This window comes from Paenibacillus sp. Y412MC10, assembly GCF_000024685.1.
GTDB lineage: Bacteria > Bacillota > Bacilli > Paenibacillales > Paenibacillaceae > Paenibacillus_AQ > Paenibacillus_AQ lautus_A.
This window is the reverse complement of record NC_013406.1, coordinates 2697640-2714833: the sequence shown is the minus strand read 5'-3', so window position 1 is coordinate 2714833 and position 17194 is coordinate 2697640. Positions and strand designations below refer to the sequence as shown.

The 17194-nt window shown below is 49.3% G+C and carries 17 protein-coding genes; 3 read left to right on the top strand and 14 right to left on the bottom strand.

Translation table 11 applies throughout. The annotated features are described in order from the left end of the window. Positions 1-19 precede the first annotated feature (19 nt). The 3 genes from GYMC10_RS11875 to metH all read right to left on the bottom strand — a co-directional run bounded on the left by GYMC10_RS11875 (position 20) and on the right by metH (position 5619). A complete protein-coding gene (locus GYMC10_RS11875; RefSeq protein ID WP_015734676.1) occupies positions 20-808 on the bottom strand; it encodes a TIGR01457 family HAD-type hydrolase in 789 nt (262 codons plus the stop codon). 354 nt (positions 809-1162) lie between these two features. Beyond that, a complete protein-coding gene (rnz, locus tag GYMC10_RS11870; protein ID WP_015734675.1) occupies positions 1163-2092 on the bottom strand; it encodes a ribonuclease Z in 930 nt (309 codons plus the stop codon). 86 nt (positions 2093-2178) lie between these two features. Next, entirely contained in the window at positions 2179-5619 is a 3441-nt protein-coding gene (gene metH, locus GYMC10_RS11865; RefSeq protein WP_015734674.1) for a methionine synthase, read from the bottom strand. A 169-nt stretch (positions 5620-5788) separates the two neighbouring features. On the opposite strand from metH, the gene GYMC10_RS11860 reads away from it, so the two are divergent. Next, complete coding sequence (locus GYMC10_RS11860) at positions 5789-6325, top strand: cupin domain-containing protein (protein ID WP_015734673.1); 537 nt, start codon at positions 5789-5791, stop codon at positions 6323-6325. Between the two features lie 99 nt (positions 6326-6424). On the opposite strand, the gene GYMC10_RS11855 is transcribed toward GYMC10_RS11860, so the two are convergent. The 5 genes from GYMC10_RS11855 to GYMC10_RS11835 all read right to left on the bottom strand — a co-directional run bounded on the left by GYMC10_RS11855 (position 6425) and on the right by GYMC10_RS11835 (position 9510). Further along, complete coding sequence (locus GYMC10_RS11855; protein ID WP_015734672.1) at positions 6425-6829, bottom strand: FixH family protein; 405 nt, start codon at positions 6827-6829, stop codon at positions 6425-6427. A 294-nt stretch (positions 6830-7123) separates the two neighbouring features. Next, the gene (locus GYMC10_RS11850; RefSeq protein WP_015734671.1) at positions 7124-7915 is read right to left on the bottom strand and encodes an HAD family hydrolase; all 792 of its coding nucleotides are present in this window, start codon (positions 7913-7915) and stop codon (positions 7124-7126) included. A gap of 43 nt (positions 7916-7958) precedes the next feature. Next, positions 7959-8483: a hypothetical protein gene (locus GYMC10_RS11845; protein ID WP_009596012.1), complete on the bottom strand. Its 525-nt coding sequence runs from the start codon at positions 8481-8483 to the stop codon at positions 7959-7961. 158 nt (positions 8484-8641) lie between these two features. After that, a complete protein-coding gene (locus GYMC10_RS11840) occupies positions 8642-8848 on the bottom strand; it encodes a DUF896 domain-containing protein (protein ID WP_015734670.1) in 207 nt (68 codons plus the stop codon). Positions 8849-9138: 290 nt separating this feature from the next. Further along, complete coding sequence (locus GYMC10_RS11835; RefSeq protein ID WP_015734669.1) at positions 9139-9510, bottom strand: LysM peptidoglycan-binding domain-containing protein; 372 nt, start codon at positions 9508-9510, stop codon at positions 9139-9141. 175 nt (positions 9511-9685) lie between these two features. Between GYMC10_RS11835 and lexA the strand changes: the two genes are divergently transcribed. Then, entirely contained in the window at positions 9686-10312 is a 627-nt protein-coding gene (lexA, locus tag GYMC10_RS11830) for a transcriptional repressor LexA (protein ID WP_009596010.1), read from the top strand. A gap of 90 nt (positions 10313-10402) precedes the next feature. Here lexA and GYMC10_RS11825 read toward each other — a convergent pair whose 3' ends face one another. Beyond that, positions 10403-11191 carry a hypothetical protein gene (locus tag GYMC10_RS11825; RefSeq protein ID WP_015734668.1) on the bottom strand — a complete coding sequence of 263 codons (789 nt, stop codon included), beginning with the start codon at positions 11189-11191 and terminating at the stop codon, positions 10403-10405. Beyond that, positions 11184-11720 carry an RNA polymerase sigma factor gene (locus GYMC10_RS11820; protein WP_015734667.1) on the bottom strand — a complete coding sequence of 179 codons (537 nt, stop codon included), beginning with the start codon at positions 11718-11720 and terminating at the stop codon, positions 11184-11186. The genes GYMC10_RS11825 and GYMC10_RS11820 overlap by 8 nt, the downstream gene beginning before the upstream one ends. Positions 11721-11966: 246 nt before the next feature. Here GYMC10_RS11820 and GYMC10_RS11815 point away from each other — a divergent pair, with 246 nt between their 5' ends. After that, the gene (locus GYMC10_RS11815) at positions 11967-12482 is read left to right on the top strand and encodes a hypothetical protein (protein ID WP_015734666.1); all 516 of its coding nucleotides are present in this window, start codon (positions 11967-11969) and stop codon (positions 12480-12482) included. A 72-nt stretch (positions 12483-12554) separates the two neighbouring features. Here the strand turns inward: GYMC10_RS11815 and glnA are convergent, their stop codons facing one another. The 4 genes from glnA to hflX all read right to left on the bottom strand — a co-directional run bounded on the left by glnA (position 12555) and on the right by hflX (position 17129). Further along, complete coding sequence (gene glnA, locus GYMC10_RS11810) at positions 12555-13883, bottom strand: type I glutamate--ammonia ligase (RefSeq protein WP_015734665.1); 1329 nt, start codon at positions 13881-13883, stop codon at positions 12555-12557. A gap of 62 nt (positions 13884-13945) precedes the next feature. Continuing rightward, the gene (locus tag GYMC10_RS11805) at positions 13946-14356 is read right to left on the bottom strand and encodes a MerR family transcriptional regulator (protein ID WP_006209652.1); all 411 of its coding nucleotides are present in this window, start codon (positions 14354-14356) and stop codon (positions 13946-13948) included. Positions 14357-14437: 81 nt separating this feature from the next. Then, positions 14438-15691, bottom strand: coding sequence for an aminotransferase class I/II-fold pyridoxal phosphate-dependent enzyme (locus GYMC10_RS11800; RefSeq protein WP_041621972.1), 1254 nt, complete (start codon positions 15689-15691; stop codon positions 14438-14440). 145 nt (positions 15692-15836) lie between these two features. Next, positions 15837-17129, bottom strand: a complete 1293-nt coding sequence (gene hflX, locus GYMC10_RS11795) for a GTPase HflX (protein ID WP_015734663.1) — start codon at positions 17127-17129, stop codon at positions 15837-15839. Between the last annotated feature and the right edge of the window lie 65 nt (positions 17130-17194).

The window sequence follows — 17194 nt, the reverse complement described above, 5'->3', positions numbered from 1 at the left end:
TGTATAATACTTTTGCTTATCATGAACACAGCAGGCTGATCACTTCGCTCAAATCCCGGCAAATATAGTCTGGCGTGACGCCGGCGGCTTCCATATGCGCTTCCATATTGCGATCGGTCGTGATTCCGGTCATGACGAGGACCGTCTTGCAGCCGGCATGCACGCCAGCGGCAATATCCGTACGAATATTATCTCCGATTACATAAGTTTCTTCCGGAGCCAAACCCAAGCGATCCGAGGCATACTTCATCAAGATCGAGGACGGCTTACCGATAACCGTCGGCTTAACTCCCGAAGCGGCCTCGATCGAAGCCCCAAGCGAACCAGCACCAGGCATCAGGCCGGTATCGGATGGCAGCTGCAGATCCGGATTGGTCAAGATCGACACAGCTCCCTCCTGAATCCAGCGAACGGCACGGGTCAACTTATCGTAATCAAACGAGCGGTCGATTCCTTGAATGACGTATTCAGGGGACTGCTCCACGATGGTAAGGCCAGCGGACAACAGCGCTTCGCGAAGTCCCTCTTCGCCGAGCATCGCCACCTTGGCACCGGGCGACTCCTCAGCGATATATTTAGCTGCAGCGAGGGAGGATGTGCATACTTCCTCCGGCAAGGCAGGAATCCCCATCTCCATCAGGTGAGCCGCCACCTGCTCCGGCGTGCGCGAAGAATTGTTCGTTACATACAGGAACGGAATCTGCATTTCTTTCAACCGCTCGATCAGCAGGTCAGCCCCCTCGATTCGATTCCGGCCATGGTACAGCGTTCCGTCCAGGTCAATCAGCAATCCTTTTGGTTTTTCCATGAATAAATGCACCTTCTTTATTTCTTTCCTTCACGGCATAAATGATTCATCTGATGAAAAGGTGACCATTCAAGGCCGTGTTGTAAGGGTTAATCATCCTTAATATATGTATGGCTGCAGGCATTCAGCTGTCCTTTACTATAATGAACTTAGAAATACCGATAGTATTATTGTAAAGAAGCCCATTACCGGTTGCAAGGTTCATGCCGATCGCTTCATTCTGACGGTCGACGCGTCGAAAGAAATCGAAGACTGTCCAAGTCTTAGCGTTTATGAACCGCTTTGTCGCATCCTGCGCTTTCCCGGAAAATAATGCCCCCGACCACCCGATATTTCCACGTAATTCACCGCTGCCTAGGAACGACGCTGGATAGGATACAACCCGAAATCCTCCGCCAATCGCGTATTCGCAAATATCTCCCGCGCTTCGTTTAGCAGCGGCTGTAAATGATCGATATCTTTATACCGGGAGCTGAAGTGGGTCAAGAACAGCGCTTTTACCCCAGCCCGTTTAGCCGCTTCCGCCGCCTGTTTGGCGGTACTGTGATAGTATTCGTGCGCGAGCTCCGACAAATCCTCCATGAACGTGGCCTCATGGACCAGGAGATCCGCGTCCTTGGCCAAAGCCTCCACGCCTGCGCATGGCCGCGTATCCCCGAGAATCGTGACCACCCTCCCTTTTTTCGGTGTCAGGAGCACATCCGAGGCATGAATCCATCGGCCGTCGCCGAGTTCCACGCTTTCCCCTCTTTTCAGCTTGCCATAGAGCGGCCCTGGCTTGAGTCCATAGTCCGCCAACCGTTTCAGGTCCAGACTGCCGGGGAGATCCTTCTCCACGACACGGTAGCCGTAACTCTCGGCCCTGTGATCCAGCTTGGCCGATTCCACGAGGAAATTATCGTCCTCAAACAACACGCCACCGGTGTGCTCGATGACCTCCATCGTATAAGGGACGCGCGATTGGCTGATGCTCAGCGTAGTTTCAATGAAGACTTTGATGCCTGGGGGACCATATATCGTCAGGGGTGATGTTACCCCTTGGGCACCTCGGCTGGATAGCAAACCTGGCAAACCGAATACATGATCACCATGCATATGGGTAATGAATACCTTTTCAAGCTTGGACAGCTTGAGCGGGGACTTTAATATTTGATGCTGCGTGCCTTCTCCACAATCAAACAGCCACAGACTTCTTCGTTCTTCCAGCATTCGCAGTGCAATCGAGGTCACGTTACGCTGCAGCGTCGGAACCCCCGCATTTGTTCCTAGAAAATAGAGTTCCATCCCTCTTCTCCCCTTTCGGTTGTAAACCGGAGAAATCCCCCGAAACATTCGGAGGATTTCAAACCGGCTGTACCGGTATTCAAATGTTAAGCTTTATCCACGTTAAAATAATGAGCCTCCGGATGGCTGAACACCATCGCGGATACCGACGCCTCCGGTTCCATCATGAAACCCTCGGTAAGATGAACGCCGATATCTTCTGGCTGCATCAATTTGAATAAAGGCTCCTGATCCTCCAGATCCGGGCATGCCGGATATCCGAAGGATACGCGAATGCCTTGGTATCTCGCTCCCAGGCGCTGTTTCATCGTCATGTCTGCCGGATCGGGGTATCCCCACGTATCCCGCATCATATGGTGAATTCGCTCTGCCAGCCCTTCAGCCGTTTCCAGGGCAACCGACTGAAGTGCATGGGAACGGAGATAGTCGCCTTTATCCTTCCATTCCCCGGACAATTTCCCGACGCCGTGCCCTGCCGTAACGACCAGGAACCCGACGTAATCCATCACCCCGCTCTCTACGGATTTCAGGAAGTCCGCCAAGCACAGATACGGCTCCACCTGCTGTCTTGGAAACGTAAAGGTATGCAATATTTTCGATGCATCCTTTGGATCGTATATGATAATATCATTTCCTCGCGACTGCGCCGGGAAGAAACGGTACATGGCATGTGCCTGTATGATTCCCGATTGAACTGCCTCTTCCAGAATACCGTCAACGGTTTCCTTAAGCGATACCGCCTTCGGATCATTCGCTTTGAGCAGCTGTTCCACGGATCCTTTAAGGCCTAGATGATGTCCCAACAGCATCTGCATGTTGATATAAGGCAGGATGTGCGAAATCGGATAATTCCGGAGCACATGCCGCTCCATATCCGGCGGTATATACACCGGGGCTTCGGTCGATATTTTGGATCGGAGTCCTTCAGACAGCTTCGGCATTACTTTTACAACCTGTGGTGCCGCTGCATCCGCTTCCTGCTCCGCCTTAATCTCTTCAGCCATTTGGGTCCGCAGCACCGGATCGCTCAGCTGGTTGGCCAATGCAAGCCCGTCCATCGCGTCTTTCGCGTAGAGCACCATTCCGTCATATTCGGGGCGGATGCGCGTCTTCGTGAACTTCCGCGTCAACGCAGCCCCGCCAACCATGATCGGAACGCTAATGCCCGCGTTTTTCAAGTCCTGGGCGGTGGATACCATCTGCTGTGCCGATTTGACCAACAAACCGGATAACCCGATGGCGTCAGGCTGCTCCCGCCGGTAAGCCTCGATAATTTGCTCCGGTGGTACTTTTATACCCAAATTAATGATTTGGTAACCATTGTTGGACAAGATGATCTCCACCAGGTTTTTACCGATATCATGGACGTCGCCCTTCACGGTGGCCAGCATGATTTTCCCTTTGACCGACGACTCGTTTTTCTCCATAAAGGATTCCAAATACGCCACGGAGGCTTTCATCACTTCGGCGCTTTGCAGCACCTCCGCCACAATGAGCTCGTTGTTGTTAAACAAGCGACCAACCTCGGTCATCCCTGCCATTAGCGGGCCATTGATGATCTCCAGCGCGCCGTATTTGGTCAAGGCTTCATCCAAATCGGGAATCAGTCCTTCCTTGGAGCCTTCCACCACATAAGAGGCAAGTCTTTCTTCCAGCGTCAGATTGGATACCTTTACCTTCTTCTCTACCTTTTTATGCCGGAACGCGGCGACGAATGCCGCCAGCGTCTCATCATTGGTTCGATAAATCAGATCCTCCGCCAGACGCCGCTCTTCCTCCGGAATGGAGGCATAACGCTCGAGCTTTTCCGTGTTCACGATTGCGTAGTCCAATCCGGCCTTCGTGCATTCGTACAGATACACGGAGTTCAGCACTTCACGGCCCGCTTCCGGCAATCCGAAGGAAACGTTGCTGATGCCGAGGATCGTATGCACTTTGGGCATGGCTTCTTTTATCATGCGAATGCCCTCAATCGTTTCCTTGGCTGATCCGATGTACTGCTCGTCACCCGTACCTACAGGGAACACAAGCGTGTCGAAAATAATATCTTCAGGCGAAATGCCGTATTTGTTCACCAAGAGATCATAAGACCGCTGCGCCACCTTAAGCTTGTCGTCGCGATGAATCGCTTGACCGCTCTCATCGATGGTCCCTACGACGACCGCAGCGCCGTATTTGTGCACCAACGGAGTCACATGCTCAAATTTCTCCTCGCCGTCTTCAAGGTTAATGGAGTTAATGATCGCTTTCCCTTGCGAATATTGCAAGGCCAAGTCAATGACCGCCGGATCGGTTGTATCGATCATCAGCGGCACCTTCACCTTTTTGACCACCAGCTCCAGGAATTGGATCATATCCTCGGCTTCTTCGCGGTCCGGATCCTGTACGCATACATCAATGACATGGGCGCCATTCTTGACTTGAGCACGAGCGATCTCGGAGGCTTCCTCATATTTTCCTTCCACGATCAAACGCTTAAATTTGCGCGAACCCAGAACATTTGTTCTCTCGCCCACCATATACGGGCGGTTTTCCTGCTCGATATATACCGGCTCGATGCCGGACAATGCCGGCAAGTGCCCACCCTCAAGCGGACGTGGGGTGAAGCCATCCATCGTTTGTTTTAAAGCCCGGATGTGGTCAGGTGTCGTACCGCAGCATCCTCCAGCGATGTTAAGCCAACCTTTTTCAGCAAAAGCCCCCATCTTTTGGGCAAGCGATTCAGGAGATTCATGGTATTGACCATTCTCGTCAGGCAGACCCGCATTCGGATAACAGCTGATCGCGCTTCTCGACATTTCGGACAAGGAACGGATATGGTCGCGCATGAACTCCGGACCCGTTGCACAGTTCAGGCCGATGGATACCGGATTCAAGTGTTCCAAAGAAATGTAAAACGCCTCGATGTTCTGTCCCGCAAGCGTTGTTCCCATCGGTTCGATTGTGCCGGATATCATGATGGGAAGGGTGACGCCTGTCTTATCAAACGCTTGTCGAATCCCAATGCTCCCCGCTTTCACGTTTAGCGTATCCTGCGACGTCTCGAGCAACAGGGCATCCACGCCGCCTTCAATCAAGGCCACGGCTTGCTCCTCGTAACTCTCAATCAATTCGGCGAAGGTCACGCCGCCGGTAACCGACAGCGTCTTGGTTGTCGGACCCATCGCTCCCACGACATATCGCGGGCTGTCCGGCGTGGAATATTTCTCAACTGCAGCGCGGGCCAGATGAGCCGCTTTCAGGTTGATTTCCCGGGCAAGTTCAGGTATATCGTATTCAGCAAGCACAACGGAGGTTGCGCCAAATGTATTGGTTTCAATCAGGTCGGCACCTGCTTCAAGATATTGTTCATGTATTTTTTGAATGACGTCGGGCCGATGAATGACCAGCATTTCATTGCAGCCATCCAGCTCCGGGCCGCCAAAATCTTCAGCCGAGAGGTCCTCTTGCTGGATCATCGTGCCCATGGCACCGTCAAGAATTAATATTCGTTCTTTAAGCACTTCTTGTAAGCTAGGCTTGTTCAACTCATAAACCTCCCCCGAAAACGTTAAATCTTAGTGTATCAGAATACTTTTCAATAGAAAAGTCGAAATATTGCGCAGCTATCGGTACAAATCAACATTTGCAGATGACAAATGCTGTGAGGGGGGCTATAATACATATTAATCCAACGGGAGAAAGAGGGTTAAAGCTATGGCAGAAATCGTGATTCGCAACACGAACGAACGCATTACTGGGGAAGAAAATGTTCGGGAATTCCTGAATAACCAAGAGGTTGTTTATGAGCATTGGAATATGGATAAACTCCCGGCAGATCTTCAAGAAAATTTCAAGCTGAGTGATGAAGATAAGCAGCGCATTTTGGACATTTTTGACGAAGAAATTCGCGACCTGGCTGCAAGACGCGGCTACAAAATCTGGGATGTCATCACGCTTTCCGAGTCCACGCCCAATATAGAGGACCTGCTTAAAAAATTCGAAGAAGTTCACACCCACTCGGAAGACGAAATCCGTGCGATCGTTGGCGGCAAAGGGATCTTCATTATTAAAGGCTCCGACGATGTCGGTTACTTTAACGTAGAGCTTGAGCCGGGCGACGTTATCTCCGTACCGGAAAACACGCCTCATTTCTTCACGCTGATGGAGAACAAGCAGATCATCGCGGTTCGTCTCTTTATTGAAGAGAACGGCTGGGTAGCTACTCCGGTAGAAGATCCCCAATTTCAATAAGCCTTAAGCGGTTGACTGAATAGGAAAATGGAATAAGGCAGCGCATGATCCGCCCAACGGATGGATGCGCTGCCTTATTTATTGGCTGTGTATTGTGTATTACTCGGTTACCGTCAATTCCTTCAGCGGCATGGAGTGCTGCCCTCTAGCCGTGACATGGGAAACGATGCGATAGGTTCCTGCTTCCTCGAAGGTTTTCTCCATTTTGTAGACCCCGCCTTGATCATGCTTAACCGGAACCTTTGCCTGAACGCCTCCGCCTTCCAGCGTCACTTCGAATTCCACGTCGTTTGCATCTTCGACCGGGCTGCCTGCTTGTGTTACCTTCGCTTCGATCAACACTTTCTCGCCTGCCTTAATGCTCTCTGGCGTCAGAGAGAGCTCTACGATAATCGGCTCCGCCATCACATCATCACTGGGCGCCGCCTTGCTGTCATTGCATGCGGCAAGCGCAACCGCCATCAACACCATGGCTGCAATAAAGGCCATCTTTTTCCTGGTCATCCAACCACCTCTTTTACGAATTCATGCTATGTATGATTTATTCACGTAATGGTCCATTCCAAACAGCGTCATTTTCCTAATTCATTATATCGCATTATTCTTTAACTTCTATCTCATGCAGCTTACAATTGTGTGACGTTTGTCACTGCCAACAGCCTCTTTCCTTTCAAACATGGCAACCAACAAAAAAACAGCCCCGAATCGCATCAGATGCTGGCAGGACTGTTCCTATGTACGCTAATATATCTCGCTAATAGATCTTGTAGAATAGTCGTGAACTCTTGATCACGTCATTTATAAGGACGCCACAATAGCATGCAGCTCGGATAAATGTTTGATCTCAAACTTCGGCTGAATGGCCGGATCATGAGGCCGGTCTACCCGATTGATCCAAACCGTATGCAGTCCTGCGGCATTCCCGCCTTTAATATCTGTGGTCAGCTTATCTCCCACCATCACGGCCTGATCCGCTTCGACGCCTAACAGATCAAGTGCATGCTTGAATATGGAAACATCCGGCTTGCCTTTGCCGAAATCACCCGAGATAATAATGTGGTCAAAATAAGGGACCAGTTCCGGAACGCCATCAAGCTTCTCCTGCTGCAAATCCGGACTTCCGTTCGTTAGAAGTAGCAGCTTCACGTTACCCTGTAATTCCTTCAGCACTTCAAAGGTTTCTTCATATACGTAAGGTCTTGTTCTGCGTTCCGCAGCAAATTGCGCTGCCAACGTCTCCGCCAACGCTTCATTATCAACGCCAAGGCGATGAAGTCCGCGACGCCAGGATTCCTTGCGGTATACGGGAGCCAATTCTTGCAGCTTTCGGAATTCGGGCTGGGATCCAGCCGTAAAATTAGCCCACAAGCCTTCAAACGGATTGATCCCGATCATTTTGGTAAAAGCAAAAGTATCATAGGATTCATACAATGCTCTTGCTTCTTCACGCACCGCGGCCAAAAGCGCGCCGGCATCAACGCCGGTCTCCGCCGCTCCGGCTTGGCATGTCACTTCAAACGCTTCTTCTACACTGCGTTCATCCCACAACAACGTATCGTCCAAATCAAACAAAACCGCAGCAATCGGCATTTCTCTCCCACTCCTCATATACATTGTGATCTACTCTATCGGGTTAGTTGTGCTCCACTGGAATTTGATGAGTCTTTGCAAACTCTTCCAATCTTTCGCCCATGGCTTTGGTATCGTAAAGATTCATCATTCGTGAGAACACCCAGTTGCCTGCTTTTCCCTTGCCTTGGATCACGACGGAACCCGAAGCCAATTTGATCTTCTCGATATCCGATACGGCCAGACGGCGTTCCCGGTTGAACTTCATGGTCGACACGGAGGCCCGTTCAATCTTCAAATAAGGCTTGCGGAGAAATATCATGAGCGCCAACAGGATATACAAGCTGACGCCAACCCAATTCAATACATCATTGCTTCCGCCGGCTGCCTGTGAAGTTGCCGTTCCGAGAAGCGCATACAAACCGGCCAATGCAACAAGCACTAACGGAAGTACATACTTACGTCCCTTAAACACGTCATGCTTATCATTAATCGCAGACCCTTGATACGAGGTCAATCCCTGCTTTTTGCGCTGTTTGTTAAGTTGCGACATATTTTTGCTGACTTTTCTTTCCCATGAACGTGACATTTGGTTCCCCCTGAACTCATAATCAAAATGTTTATAAACCATATAAACTTGGGGTAACCGTAATCGATTATCCGAATGGCCGGTACCCCAAGTAGTATTATGCTATCCTTCGATCTGTTCACGGATCCTCTAAATATATATCCTTGAACGGTTATCGACTAGTGCTTTAATCGCGGGCCGCCTTTTTGTTCGTTTTCATCAACCCATTCAATCGATTCCAGCTGTTGTCTAAAGTTACTGCGAATATTGTTAAGGTATATTTCCCGAAGCTCGGCCCGTTCTTTGAGCTCCTCCTCGGTCAGCCCTTCATTCTTCTTCTTTCTTGCTAATACATTGATGCGTTCTACCAAAGTATCGATGTCCATGACTTCTCCTCCAATTTCGATATCATGTATAACTTAAACATGTGAAAAAGAGCTTGTCAAGGCAACTGAGCCCTTGCAAACTCTTCTCAGAACAAATAGGAATATATGATGCGCATAAACGAATACCGTCTATGGGGAGGAAATCTATAGTTATCTATTGTAAACGCGCTATTACGCGTAAATGATTCAATCTGACAAGCAGAATATGATGTGTCATTAAACAGGAAGTAACCAGCCGTATGTGGTGATTATATGGAGTATGAATGCCTATTGGTTGAAGCAACGTCAAATCACCAAACCGGCAATGACAGCACTTCCCCAGCCTGTATGTCCGGACCCTTCAATCCGTTCATTCTTCGTATGCTATCCAGATATACGCGTGTATCCATATCCGCAGGTTTGTGAAGGGAAGCAATTCGCCACAAGCTATCGCCATATTGAACGATCACCTGCTTCTCTCCAGTCGGCTTCTCTGTCCCACCGGCAAAAACGGAATATGCACCTGTCCAAAAGATGGCCACAATTAGCAGGGTGAACAACAGTTTATTCAAAGGGATCGAAGCTATCTTCGATTTCAAGTAAATGCCCCAATTCTTCGATGATTGTTCTGTTACCACCGGAACGTTCTCATAAATGCTGCGGTATGTACTGTATTTCAACATGGAATCATCATCTCCCAAACAAGTGTTCTCTATTGGATTCATCTTAACACGAACACTTGTTTGATTCAATACCCAAAAGAACATTTGTTCTATTTTATTTTAGAACTTATGTTTGTACGAACGGTAGTTCTATGTTATAATTTTCCCAAACGTTACTAAATGGGGTTGATACGGCATGTCGAAAATATCCAGCCGCCAGCTGGCGATCTTAGAGTTTATCCGCAACGAAGTTCGTAGCAAGGGTTACCCGCCTTCTGTCCGGGAAATCGGCGAGGCTGTCGGACTAGCTTCCAGTTCTACGGTCCATGGTCATCTGGACCGTTTGGAGAAGAAAGGCCTGATCCGCCGTGACCCTACGAAACCAAGAGCGATCGAGCTGCTTGGCCAAGAAGAATCCGAGAGCGCGAATCTGTTTACGCACACCATAGCCAGAGTGCCTGTCGTCGGGAAAGTCACAGCAGGCGTGCCGATTACGGCCATGGAGAACATTGAAGACTATTTCCCGCTCCCTCAGCATTACGTGGGCGACGATAAAGTGTTCATGTTGTCCGTAGTCGGCGACAGTATGATTGAAGCCGGTATTCACAGCGGTGACTACGTCATCGTTCGCCAGCAGCAAACCGCGGACAATGGTGACATTGTCGTTGCAATGACAGAAGAAGATGAAGCAACCGTGAAGACCTTCTATAAGGAGAAGGATCATGTACGATTGCAGCCGGAGAATCCTACCTATGAGCCGCTGCGCTTGAACCATGTTACGATTCTCGGGAAAGTGATCGGTCTCTTCAGGGACGTACACTAATTCCATAGAATTATGAATAAGAGGTTACCTTCCTTATTTGGATGGTAACCTCTTCGCTTTTTGTATATAGATAATGGAAGATAATCCTGACTAGTTTGCCAACACCATAACGCCTTGCTTAAGATCCAGTCGATACATCCGCTTAGGTTTATAATCCGGCGAACCTTCGCCTCCCGGTCCCTCCGTAGACTGCAGAACAAGTTTATTCTCCTTCACCTCGGGAGCCGTACCTGGTCTATAATATGAAAAGTAGGATGCCAAGGACTCATCCTGAAATCGGAGCTGAACGGCATTACCCGTTTCATGCTCTACGGCGAACGCATAGATTTGTATGCCATGACAGTCCCTATATTGCGGTGCGAGTATAAATACATCGGCATCTTGAAACGGCAGGCGAATCATATCAACCGGAGCAGATGTCGGTTGAATAAATGTAAGCCCCTCCAGCGTAGTGACTTCATTTGTAACTTGGTTAGTACTATACTGCACGCTGTAGTTTCCGGTAAACGACCGATCCGTTTCGATACCGAAGCAGCTCGGTGCACCCAATGTCGTTATTTTTTCCTGTCCAACTGCAATAACGTTTAACCGTCCTTCATCCGTTACGCCTTGTGCCCGGATTGTCTCCTCCTTAGTAGGGGGCATAGTCCCTGCTCTCTGTTGTTCGTCCCTGCCATAAGGCAATTGAAAGGCAAATAAAATAATCAGAAGCATGAACCCGCCAGCTAATCCAACTTGTAAGTACTTTCGACGTTTAGGTTTGCTGTCGGTGAAAATCACGGACCTATGCACGTTTTTTTTCATTTCGGACGTGAACTTTTCATTTGAAAAAGGAGCTTTTTTAGCACGGTTGTACCAGTCTGGTTTATCCTCACTCATCGTTCTTCTCCTTCATTAGTTTTTGTACTTTTTTCCTGGCCCGATGCAATCTGGATTTTACAGTGCCTGTCGCAATATGAAGCAGCTTCGCAATCTCATGCATCGGCATTTCATAGTATAGGTCCAGGACCAATACTTCCCTAAGCTTGCTCGGCAAAGTCATAATCATTGCCCATATTTCATCCGTATACTGCTCGTCCAAATATTCCGCTTCCGCTGACCGGCTTGACGAACTGGCGGTAAGCTTGTCTTTAAGGATGACTTTCCGAAAGAAAAAAGCCTGTTTGTACCGGAACGCCGTATGTCGCGTGATCGTAAGCAGCCACGTTTTCAGCGTCGCCTGACCGCGAAAGGTATGTATGCCGTAATAGGCCTTAATAAAGGCTTCTTGTGCAATATCGTCTGCCAAGGCATGCTGTTTGGTCAAAAAATACGCATAATTCCACACATCGTTTCCATATTCATTCATGATTTTATCCAGCGTCTGGCTGTCCATGACCGTCATCTGCTTTAAGTATTCGAGCTCCAACCGATTCACCTCATCTAATTAGAGTCATGGAAGCGAGCAAAGGTTCCTTTTTTCGTAAAATAAAAAAGAATCTCCCGTAGGTAAGGGAAGAGTCTATTCTATAAAGTATAAACAACCCGATCTTTCATTTGCGCTAAAATGTAGATATAAAGACACTATTTAACATATTTAACTTACAATCTCTAATATTTAATGGTATTATTTAGGAAGTTGGCCAACCTAAACTGTTTTTTGGGAGGTAGTTAAATGAAGAAATTATCCATAGCAACATTTATCGCAACGGTATTAATTCTTGCTACTGCTCATTCTGCCTTTGCAAATTCCCCAAGCCCGAACCCTGATTCAGATACAGCCACTATTCAGGCACTGACGAATTATGAAAGTGAACCCAACGATAATTATGAATCTGCTGACACTGCAGTGTTGTATGAATGGGACAACGGTACGAACTATGGATATATTAGCAGCATGGGCGATCTTGATTTCTGGCACTTGCCGACTAATAACGCAAGTTCCTATAATATCAGTCTATATTCGCCTGACTCTTACTTTAATTATAACTTTGCAGTCTACGAAAAAGTGCCTGGCCAAAATGGATATACTGAAGTTGCTCGCTCCTATGCAATAAACGGTGTCGCCGGCGTTAGTGTACCGGGATTAAAAAGCGACGGTACCATCCCTAATTACTATGTTATGGTATACGGGAACATGGGCTTCAATATATTAAATCCATACCGACTCACAATTCATGCTGTTTACTAATGATTTTTAAATGCTGAAATCATGTTTGCATTAAAAAATCCCCGCTGCCACTTGGCAGCGGGGATTCCTCTATTAATACATTGTAATGTACTGATCGCGTTCCCATTGGTGAACTTGCGTTCTGTACATATCCCATTCGATCTCTTTCAGCTCGTAGAAGTGAGCCAGCGCATGGTCACCGAGTGCATCGGAAATGACTTCGCTGCGGATCAATTCGTTGAGCGCTTCTTTCAGGTTTGCCGGCAAGCTTGGGATGCCTTCCTCGATGCGCTCTTCTTCCGTCATCACGTAGATGTTGCGGTCGATCGGTGCCGGAAGCGACAGCTCACGCTTAACGCCGTCCAAGCCAGCTTTCAGCATGACAGCCAGAGCCAGATACGGATTCGCAGCCGGATCCGGGTTACGCACTTCGATGCGCGTGCTCAGACCGCGGGATGCTGGAATACGAATCATCGGGCTGCGGTTACTTGCAGACCATGCCACGTAGCAAGGTGCTTCGTAACCAGGCACGAGACGCTTGTACGAGTTCACCGTCGGGTTCGTGATCGCAGCAAACGCGCGTGCATGCTTAAGAATACCCGCCATATAGTTCCGAGCCGTTACGCTCAGGCCAAGCTCGTCGCTCTCATCAACGAACGCGTTCTCGCCGCCTTTGAAGAGCGATTGGTTGCAGTGCATGCCAGAGCCGTTTACGCCGAATAGCGGTTTTGGCATAAACGTTGCAATCAGTCCATGCTGACGAGCGATCGTCTTAACAACCAATTTAAAGGTTTGAATCTGGTCAGCCGCTTTGATCGCATCTGCGTACTTGAAGTCGATTTCGTGCTGGCCAGGCGCAACCTCATGGTGAGAAGCTTCGATTTCGAAGCCCATCTCTTCCAGCGTCAGCACGATGTCACGGCGGCAGTTCTCGCCGAGATCCGTAGGCGCCAGGTCAAAGTATCCGCCCTGGTCATTCAGCTCCATGGTCGGATTGCCTTTTTCGTCGGTTTTGAACAGGAAGAATTCCGGCTCCGGACCGACATTCATGGAAGTGAAGCCCATCTCTTCGGCTTCCTTCAGTGCTCTCTTCAGAATACCGCGCGGATCTCCCGCAAATGGGGTGCCGTCCGGCATGTAAACATCACAGATCAGACGCGCGACGCGATCCTCGGATACCCAAGGGAAGATCATGAAGGTATCCAGATCCGGGTACAGGTACATATCGGATTCCTCGATACGCACATACCCTTCGATGGAAGAACCGTCAAACATCATTTTATTATCAAGCGCTTTAGGCAGCTGGCTTACCGGAATTTCAACGTTTTTGATCGTTCCCAGCAAATCTGTAAATTGCAAGCGGATAAATCGAACATTTTCTTCTTTGGCGATGCGTAGAATGTCCTCTCTCGTATAACTCACTTTATCCTCTCCTTTTTAAATAAAAAAACTAGACTCCATGAAGAATGACAGCATGGCAATCCTTATTTATTAAAAAACCGGGATAATTCCCCTTGAATCAATGAAACCTGACCCGGTCTTTTAGCGGTAATCAATTCCTGCTTCAGCAAACGGCGCAGCTGCGACTCCGACATCTCACGGCGTCTGTTCTCCGTATCCGGCGTAATGACGGTAGCCTCTTCAGACTCTTTCGTGACCGGGTTCATGACTTGCTTAATGCCGGCAATGTTCACGCCTTTTTCAATCAAAGCCTTAATCTCTAGCAGTCGCTCCACATCATTGAAGGAAAACAGGCGTTGGTTGCCCGACGTACGGGCTGGGACAATTAAATTATGCTGCTCATAATAGCGAATTTGTCTGGCAGATAGATCCGTAAGCTTCATAACAATGCCTATCGGAAATAACGCCATATTCCTCCGAATCTCATCACCCATATCTCATCAACCTTCCAAGTGGTTATTCTGATCCTATTGTACATTTCCTGATCAGCCACGTCAACCGCATGTAAGGATAACTTACAATAGTTTACGATCTTTCATGCTTTGGAGTGCCATAAGTACCCCATATTTAACATGAGAATAAGTCAAACCACCCTGCATGTAGCCGATATAGGGTGAACGGATAGGTGCATCCGCGGACAATTCCAGGCTTCCTCCCTGAATGAACGTGCCTGCCGCCATGATCACCGGATGCTCATATCCCGGCATATCCCAAGGTTCGGGAACCACATGGCTGTCCACGGCAGCGGCCCGTTGAATCCCTTGAACAAAAGCGATCAGATGTTCCGCTCCGCTAAAAGATACCGCCTGGATCAAATCGGTACGCTCATCCTGCCAGCCCGGCTTGGTCGTAAATCCCACGGCTTCAAACATCGCAGCAGCATAGACGCTTCCCTTGATGGCTTGCCCGACGGTGGAAGGTGCCAGGAATAAGCCCTGATAGATTCCCCGGGTTGTTCCCAGCATAGCCCCGACTTCACGTCCGATTCCGGGTGCAGTCAGCCGATACGCCGCCTGCTCGACATAGGCTGCTTTGCCGCATATGTAGCCGCCGGTTTCGGCAATGCCGCCGCCAGGATTTTTGATTAGGGAACCCGCCATCAGATCAACGCCGACCTCCGTCGGTTCCAGACGCTCCGTAAACTCACCGTAGCAGTTATCCACAAACACGATTACATCCTCGCGAATGGACCGTATACGGCTTACCATCTCGCCAATTTGGGCAACGGTAAACGAAGACCGCCAATCATATCCCCGGGAACGCTGGATACCGATAACTTTCGTTGAAGGCGCGATAGCACTCTCGACCTGCCCCCAATCAATGTCCCCTTGTTCTGTCAGGGCCACCTCACGATAGCCGATACCGAAATCGCGCAGCGATCCGGTGCCGTCCCCGGGCTCGCCAATGACTTTATGCAGCGTGTCGTAGGGACGCCCTGTAATATAAAGCAGCTCATCTCCCGGTCGTAATACACCAAACAAAGCCGTCGAGATCGTATGGGTACCCGAAGCAAAATGGGGCCGGACCAGGGCCGATTCGGCTCTGAAGACGTCAGCGTAAACTTCATCCAGCACCTCACGGCCACGATCATTATAGGCATAGCCGGTGGAACCCGCAAAATGGAAATCACTCACCTGAAACTTCTGGAAAGCATCAATGACCTTCCACTGATTAAAATCAACAATGGTGTCAATCTCCCGTATACGCCGACTGATTTTGGACTCAATCTCACTGCTCAATTCAAGTATATCTTGCGAAAATCTTGCCATGACGAACTGCTCTCTCCTCTTATACACATGATGTCTCATCTTAACACATATTTTTGTTACATAGAACTCATCAACGTTTCAAAACCGCCCGGAACACGCAATATAAGCCCCTGAACAGGGGCTTATGCGCATTTACTACCTATGCTTAAGATCCATTCTGAACGTAATCATGAAGCAAATAACCCATCTTTTCATAATCCGCTTTATTGATCCGGACCTCATAGAGGATATCATTCTCGTCAAAAGACTGCTCCAACACGTCTCCGACCCGGTATACTACCGAGTTCAAATCGCCGCGGTCGGCCGGAATCCGGAACGTGACGTTGCCTCCGGAGAGCCGGTCCTGAATCGCTTCGCGCACCGATTCCAAATCCTGATCAACGTACGCGCTGATCTTTAATTGCCCCTCACCCGTCGGCAGCATTTCCAGCTGGCCCGGCTCACATGCATCCTTTTTGTTAAACAGGACGATTTGAGGTTTATCTGAGGCTCCCAAATCCTGAAGAATGGACTGTACCACCGCCATCTGTTCATCCCGCATAGGTGAAGAAGCATCCACGACATGAAGGATCAGATCGGCTTCGTTGGCTTCTTCCAGCGTCGCACGGAACGCAGCCACCAGATCATGGGGAAGATTCTGTATGAATCCTACGGTATCCGTAAGCACGACTTCTTTGCCGCTTGGCAGCTCCAGCACGCGCGAAGTGGGATCCAGCGTCGCAAACAATTGATTTTCGATATAAACGTCTGCGGCCGTTAATCGATTCAACAAAGTCGATTTGCCGGCATTGGTGTAACCGACAAGCGCAACCTGCACGGCCCCGCTCTTCTTCCGGCGTTCCCGATGGAGCGTCCGATGCCGGGTGACTTCATCCAGCTGCCGCTTCAGATCGCTGATTCTGTCGCGAATATGCCTGCGGTCGGTTTCGAGCTTGCTCTCCCCCGGTCCGCGCGTTCCGATTCCCGCTCCGAGCCTGGACAGATTTTTGCCATGTCCCGACAACCTCGGGAGCAGGTACGTAAGCTGGGCCAGCTCCACCTGGATAATTCCCTCACGCGTTTTCGCCCGCTGCGCGAAAATGTCCAGAATCAATTGAGTCCGGTCGATAATCTTGACATCAAGCGATTCTTCCAGATTTCGAACCTGCGCCCCCGATAATTCCTGGTCGAATATGGCCGTGGTTGCGCCTAATCCATCAATCGCCATGCGCAGCTCTTCGACTTTCCCTTTGCCGATGAACCACTTGGAATCCGGCACTTCCCGATTTTGCGTAATGACATCCAGCACCTCTACTCCAGCGGTTTCGGCCAGCTGAACCAGCTCCTGCAGCGAGTGTTCCGGATTAATCCCGGTGCGTTTAACCGCGTCCGTTACCAAACTGACCAGAACGGCCTTATCTTCGATCTCTGTCCGGGTATCATGCGTTATATTTGTCATATAGCCAACTCCTTCTAACGATACGTCTACTAATTTAACTAACCGCTGCTGCCTGCAATAAACAT

Bases quoted from the DNA above. Each gene is read 5' to 3' on its own strand.
- GYMC10_RS11825 (WP_015734668.1), bottom strand. From the start codon at position 11,191: ATGAGTGAGGATAAACCAGACTGGTACAACCGTGCTAAAAAAGCTCCT.
- lexA (WP_009596010.1), top strand. From the start codon at position 9,686: ATGTCGAAAATATCCAGCCGCCAGCTGGCGATCTTAGAGTTTATCCGC.
- GYMC10_RS11855 (WP_015734672.1), bottom strand. From the start codon at position 6,829: ATGACCAGGAAAAAGATGGCCTTTATTGCAGCCATGGTGTTGATGGCG.
- GYMC10_RS11875 (WP_015734676.1), bottom strand. From the start codon at position 808: ATGGAAAAACCAAAAGGATTGCTGATTGACCTGGACGGAACGCTGTAC.
- GYMC10_RS11800 (WP_041621972.1), bottom strand. From the start codon at position 15,691: ATGGCAAGATTTTCGCAAGATATACTTGAATTGAGCAGTGAGATTGAG.
- GYMC10_RS11840 (WP_015734670.1), bottom strand. From the start codon at position 8,848: ATGGACATCGATACTTTGGTAGAACGCATCAATGTATTAGCAAGAAAG.
- GYMC10_RS11845 (WP_009596012.1), bottom strand. From the start codon at position 8,483: ATGTCACGTTCATGGGAAAGAAAAGTCAGCAAAAATATGTCGCAACTT.
- hflX (WP_015734663.1), bottom strand. From the start codon at position 17,129: ATGACAAATATAACGCATGATACCCGGACAGAGATCGAAGATAAGGCC.
- GYMC10_RS11850 (WP_015734671.1), bottom strand. From the start codon at position 7,915: ATGCCGATTGCTGCGGTTTTGTTTGATTTGGACGATACGTTGTTGTGG.
- GYMC10_RS11860 (WP_015734673.1), top strand. From the start codon at position 5,789: ATGGCAGAAATCGTGATTCGCAACACGAACGAACGCATTACTGGGGAA.
- rnz (WP_015734675.1), bottom strand. From the start codon at position 2,092: ATGGAACTCTATTTTCTAGGAACAAATGCGGGGGTTCCGACGCTGCAG.
- GYMC10_RS11805 (WP_006209652.1), bottom strand. From the start codon at position 14,356: ATGGGTGATGAGATTCGGAGGAATATGGCGTTATTTCCGATAGGCATT.
- GYMC10_RS11835 (WP_015734669.1), bottom strand. From the start codon at position 9,510: ATGTTGAAATACAGTACATACCGCAGCATTTATGAGAACGTTCCGGTG.
- GYMC10_RS11815 (WP_015734666.1), top strand. From the start codon at position 11,967: ATGAAGAAATTATCCATAGCAACATTTATCGCAACGGTATTAATTCTT.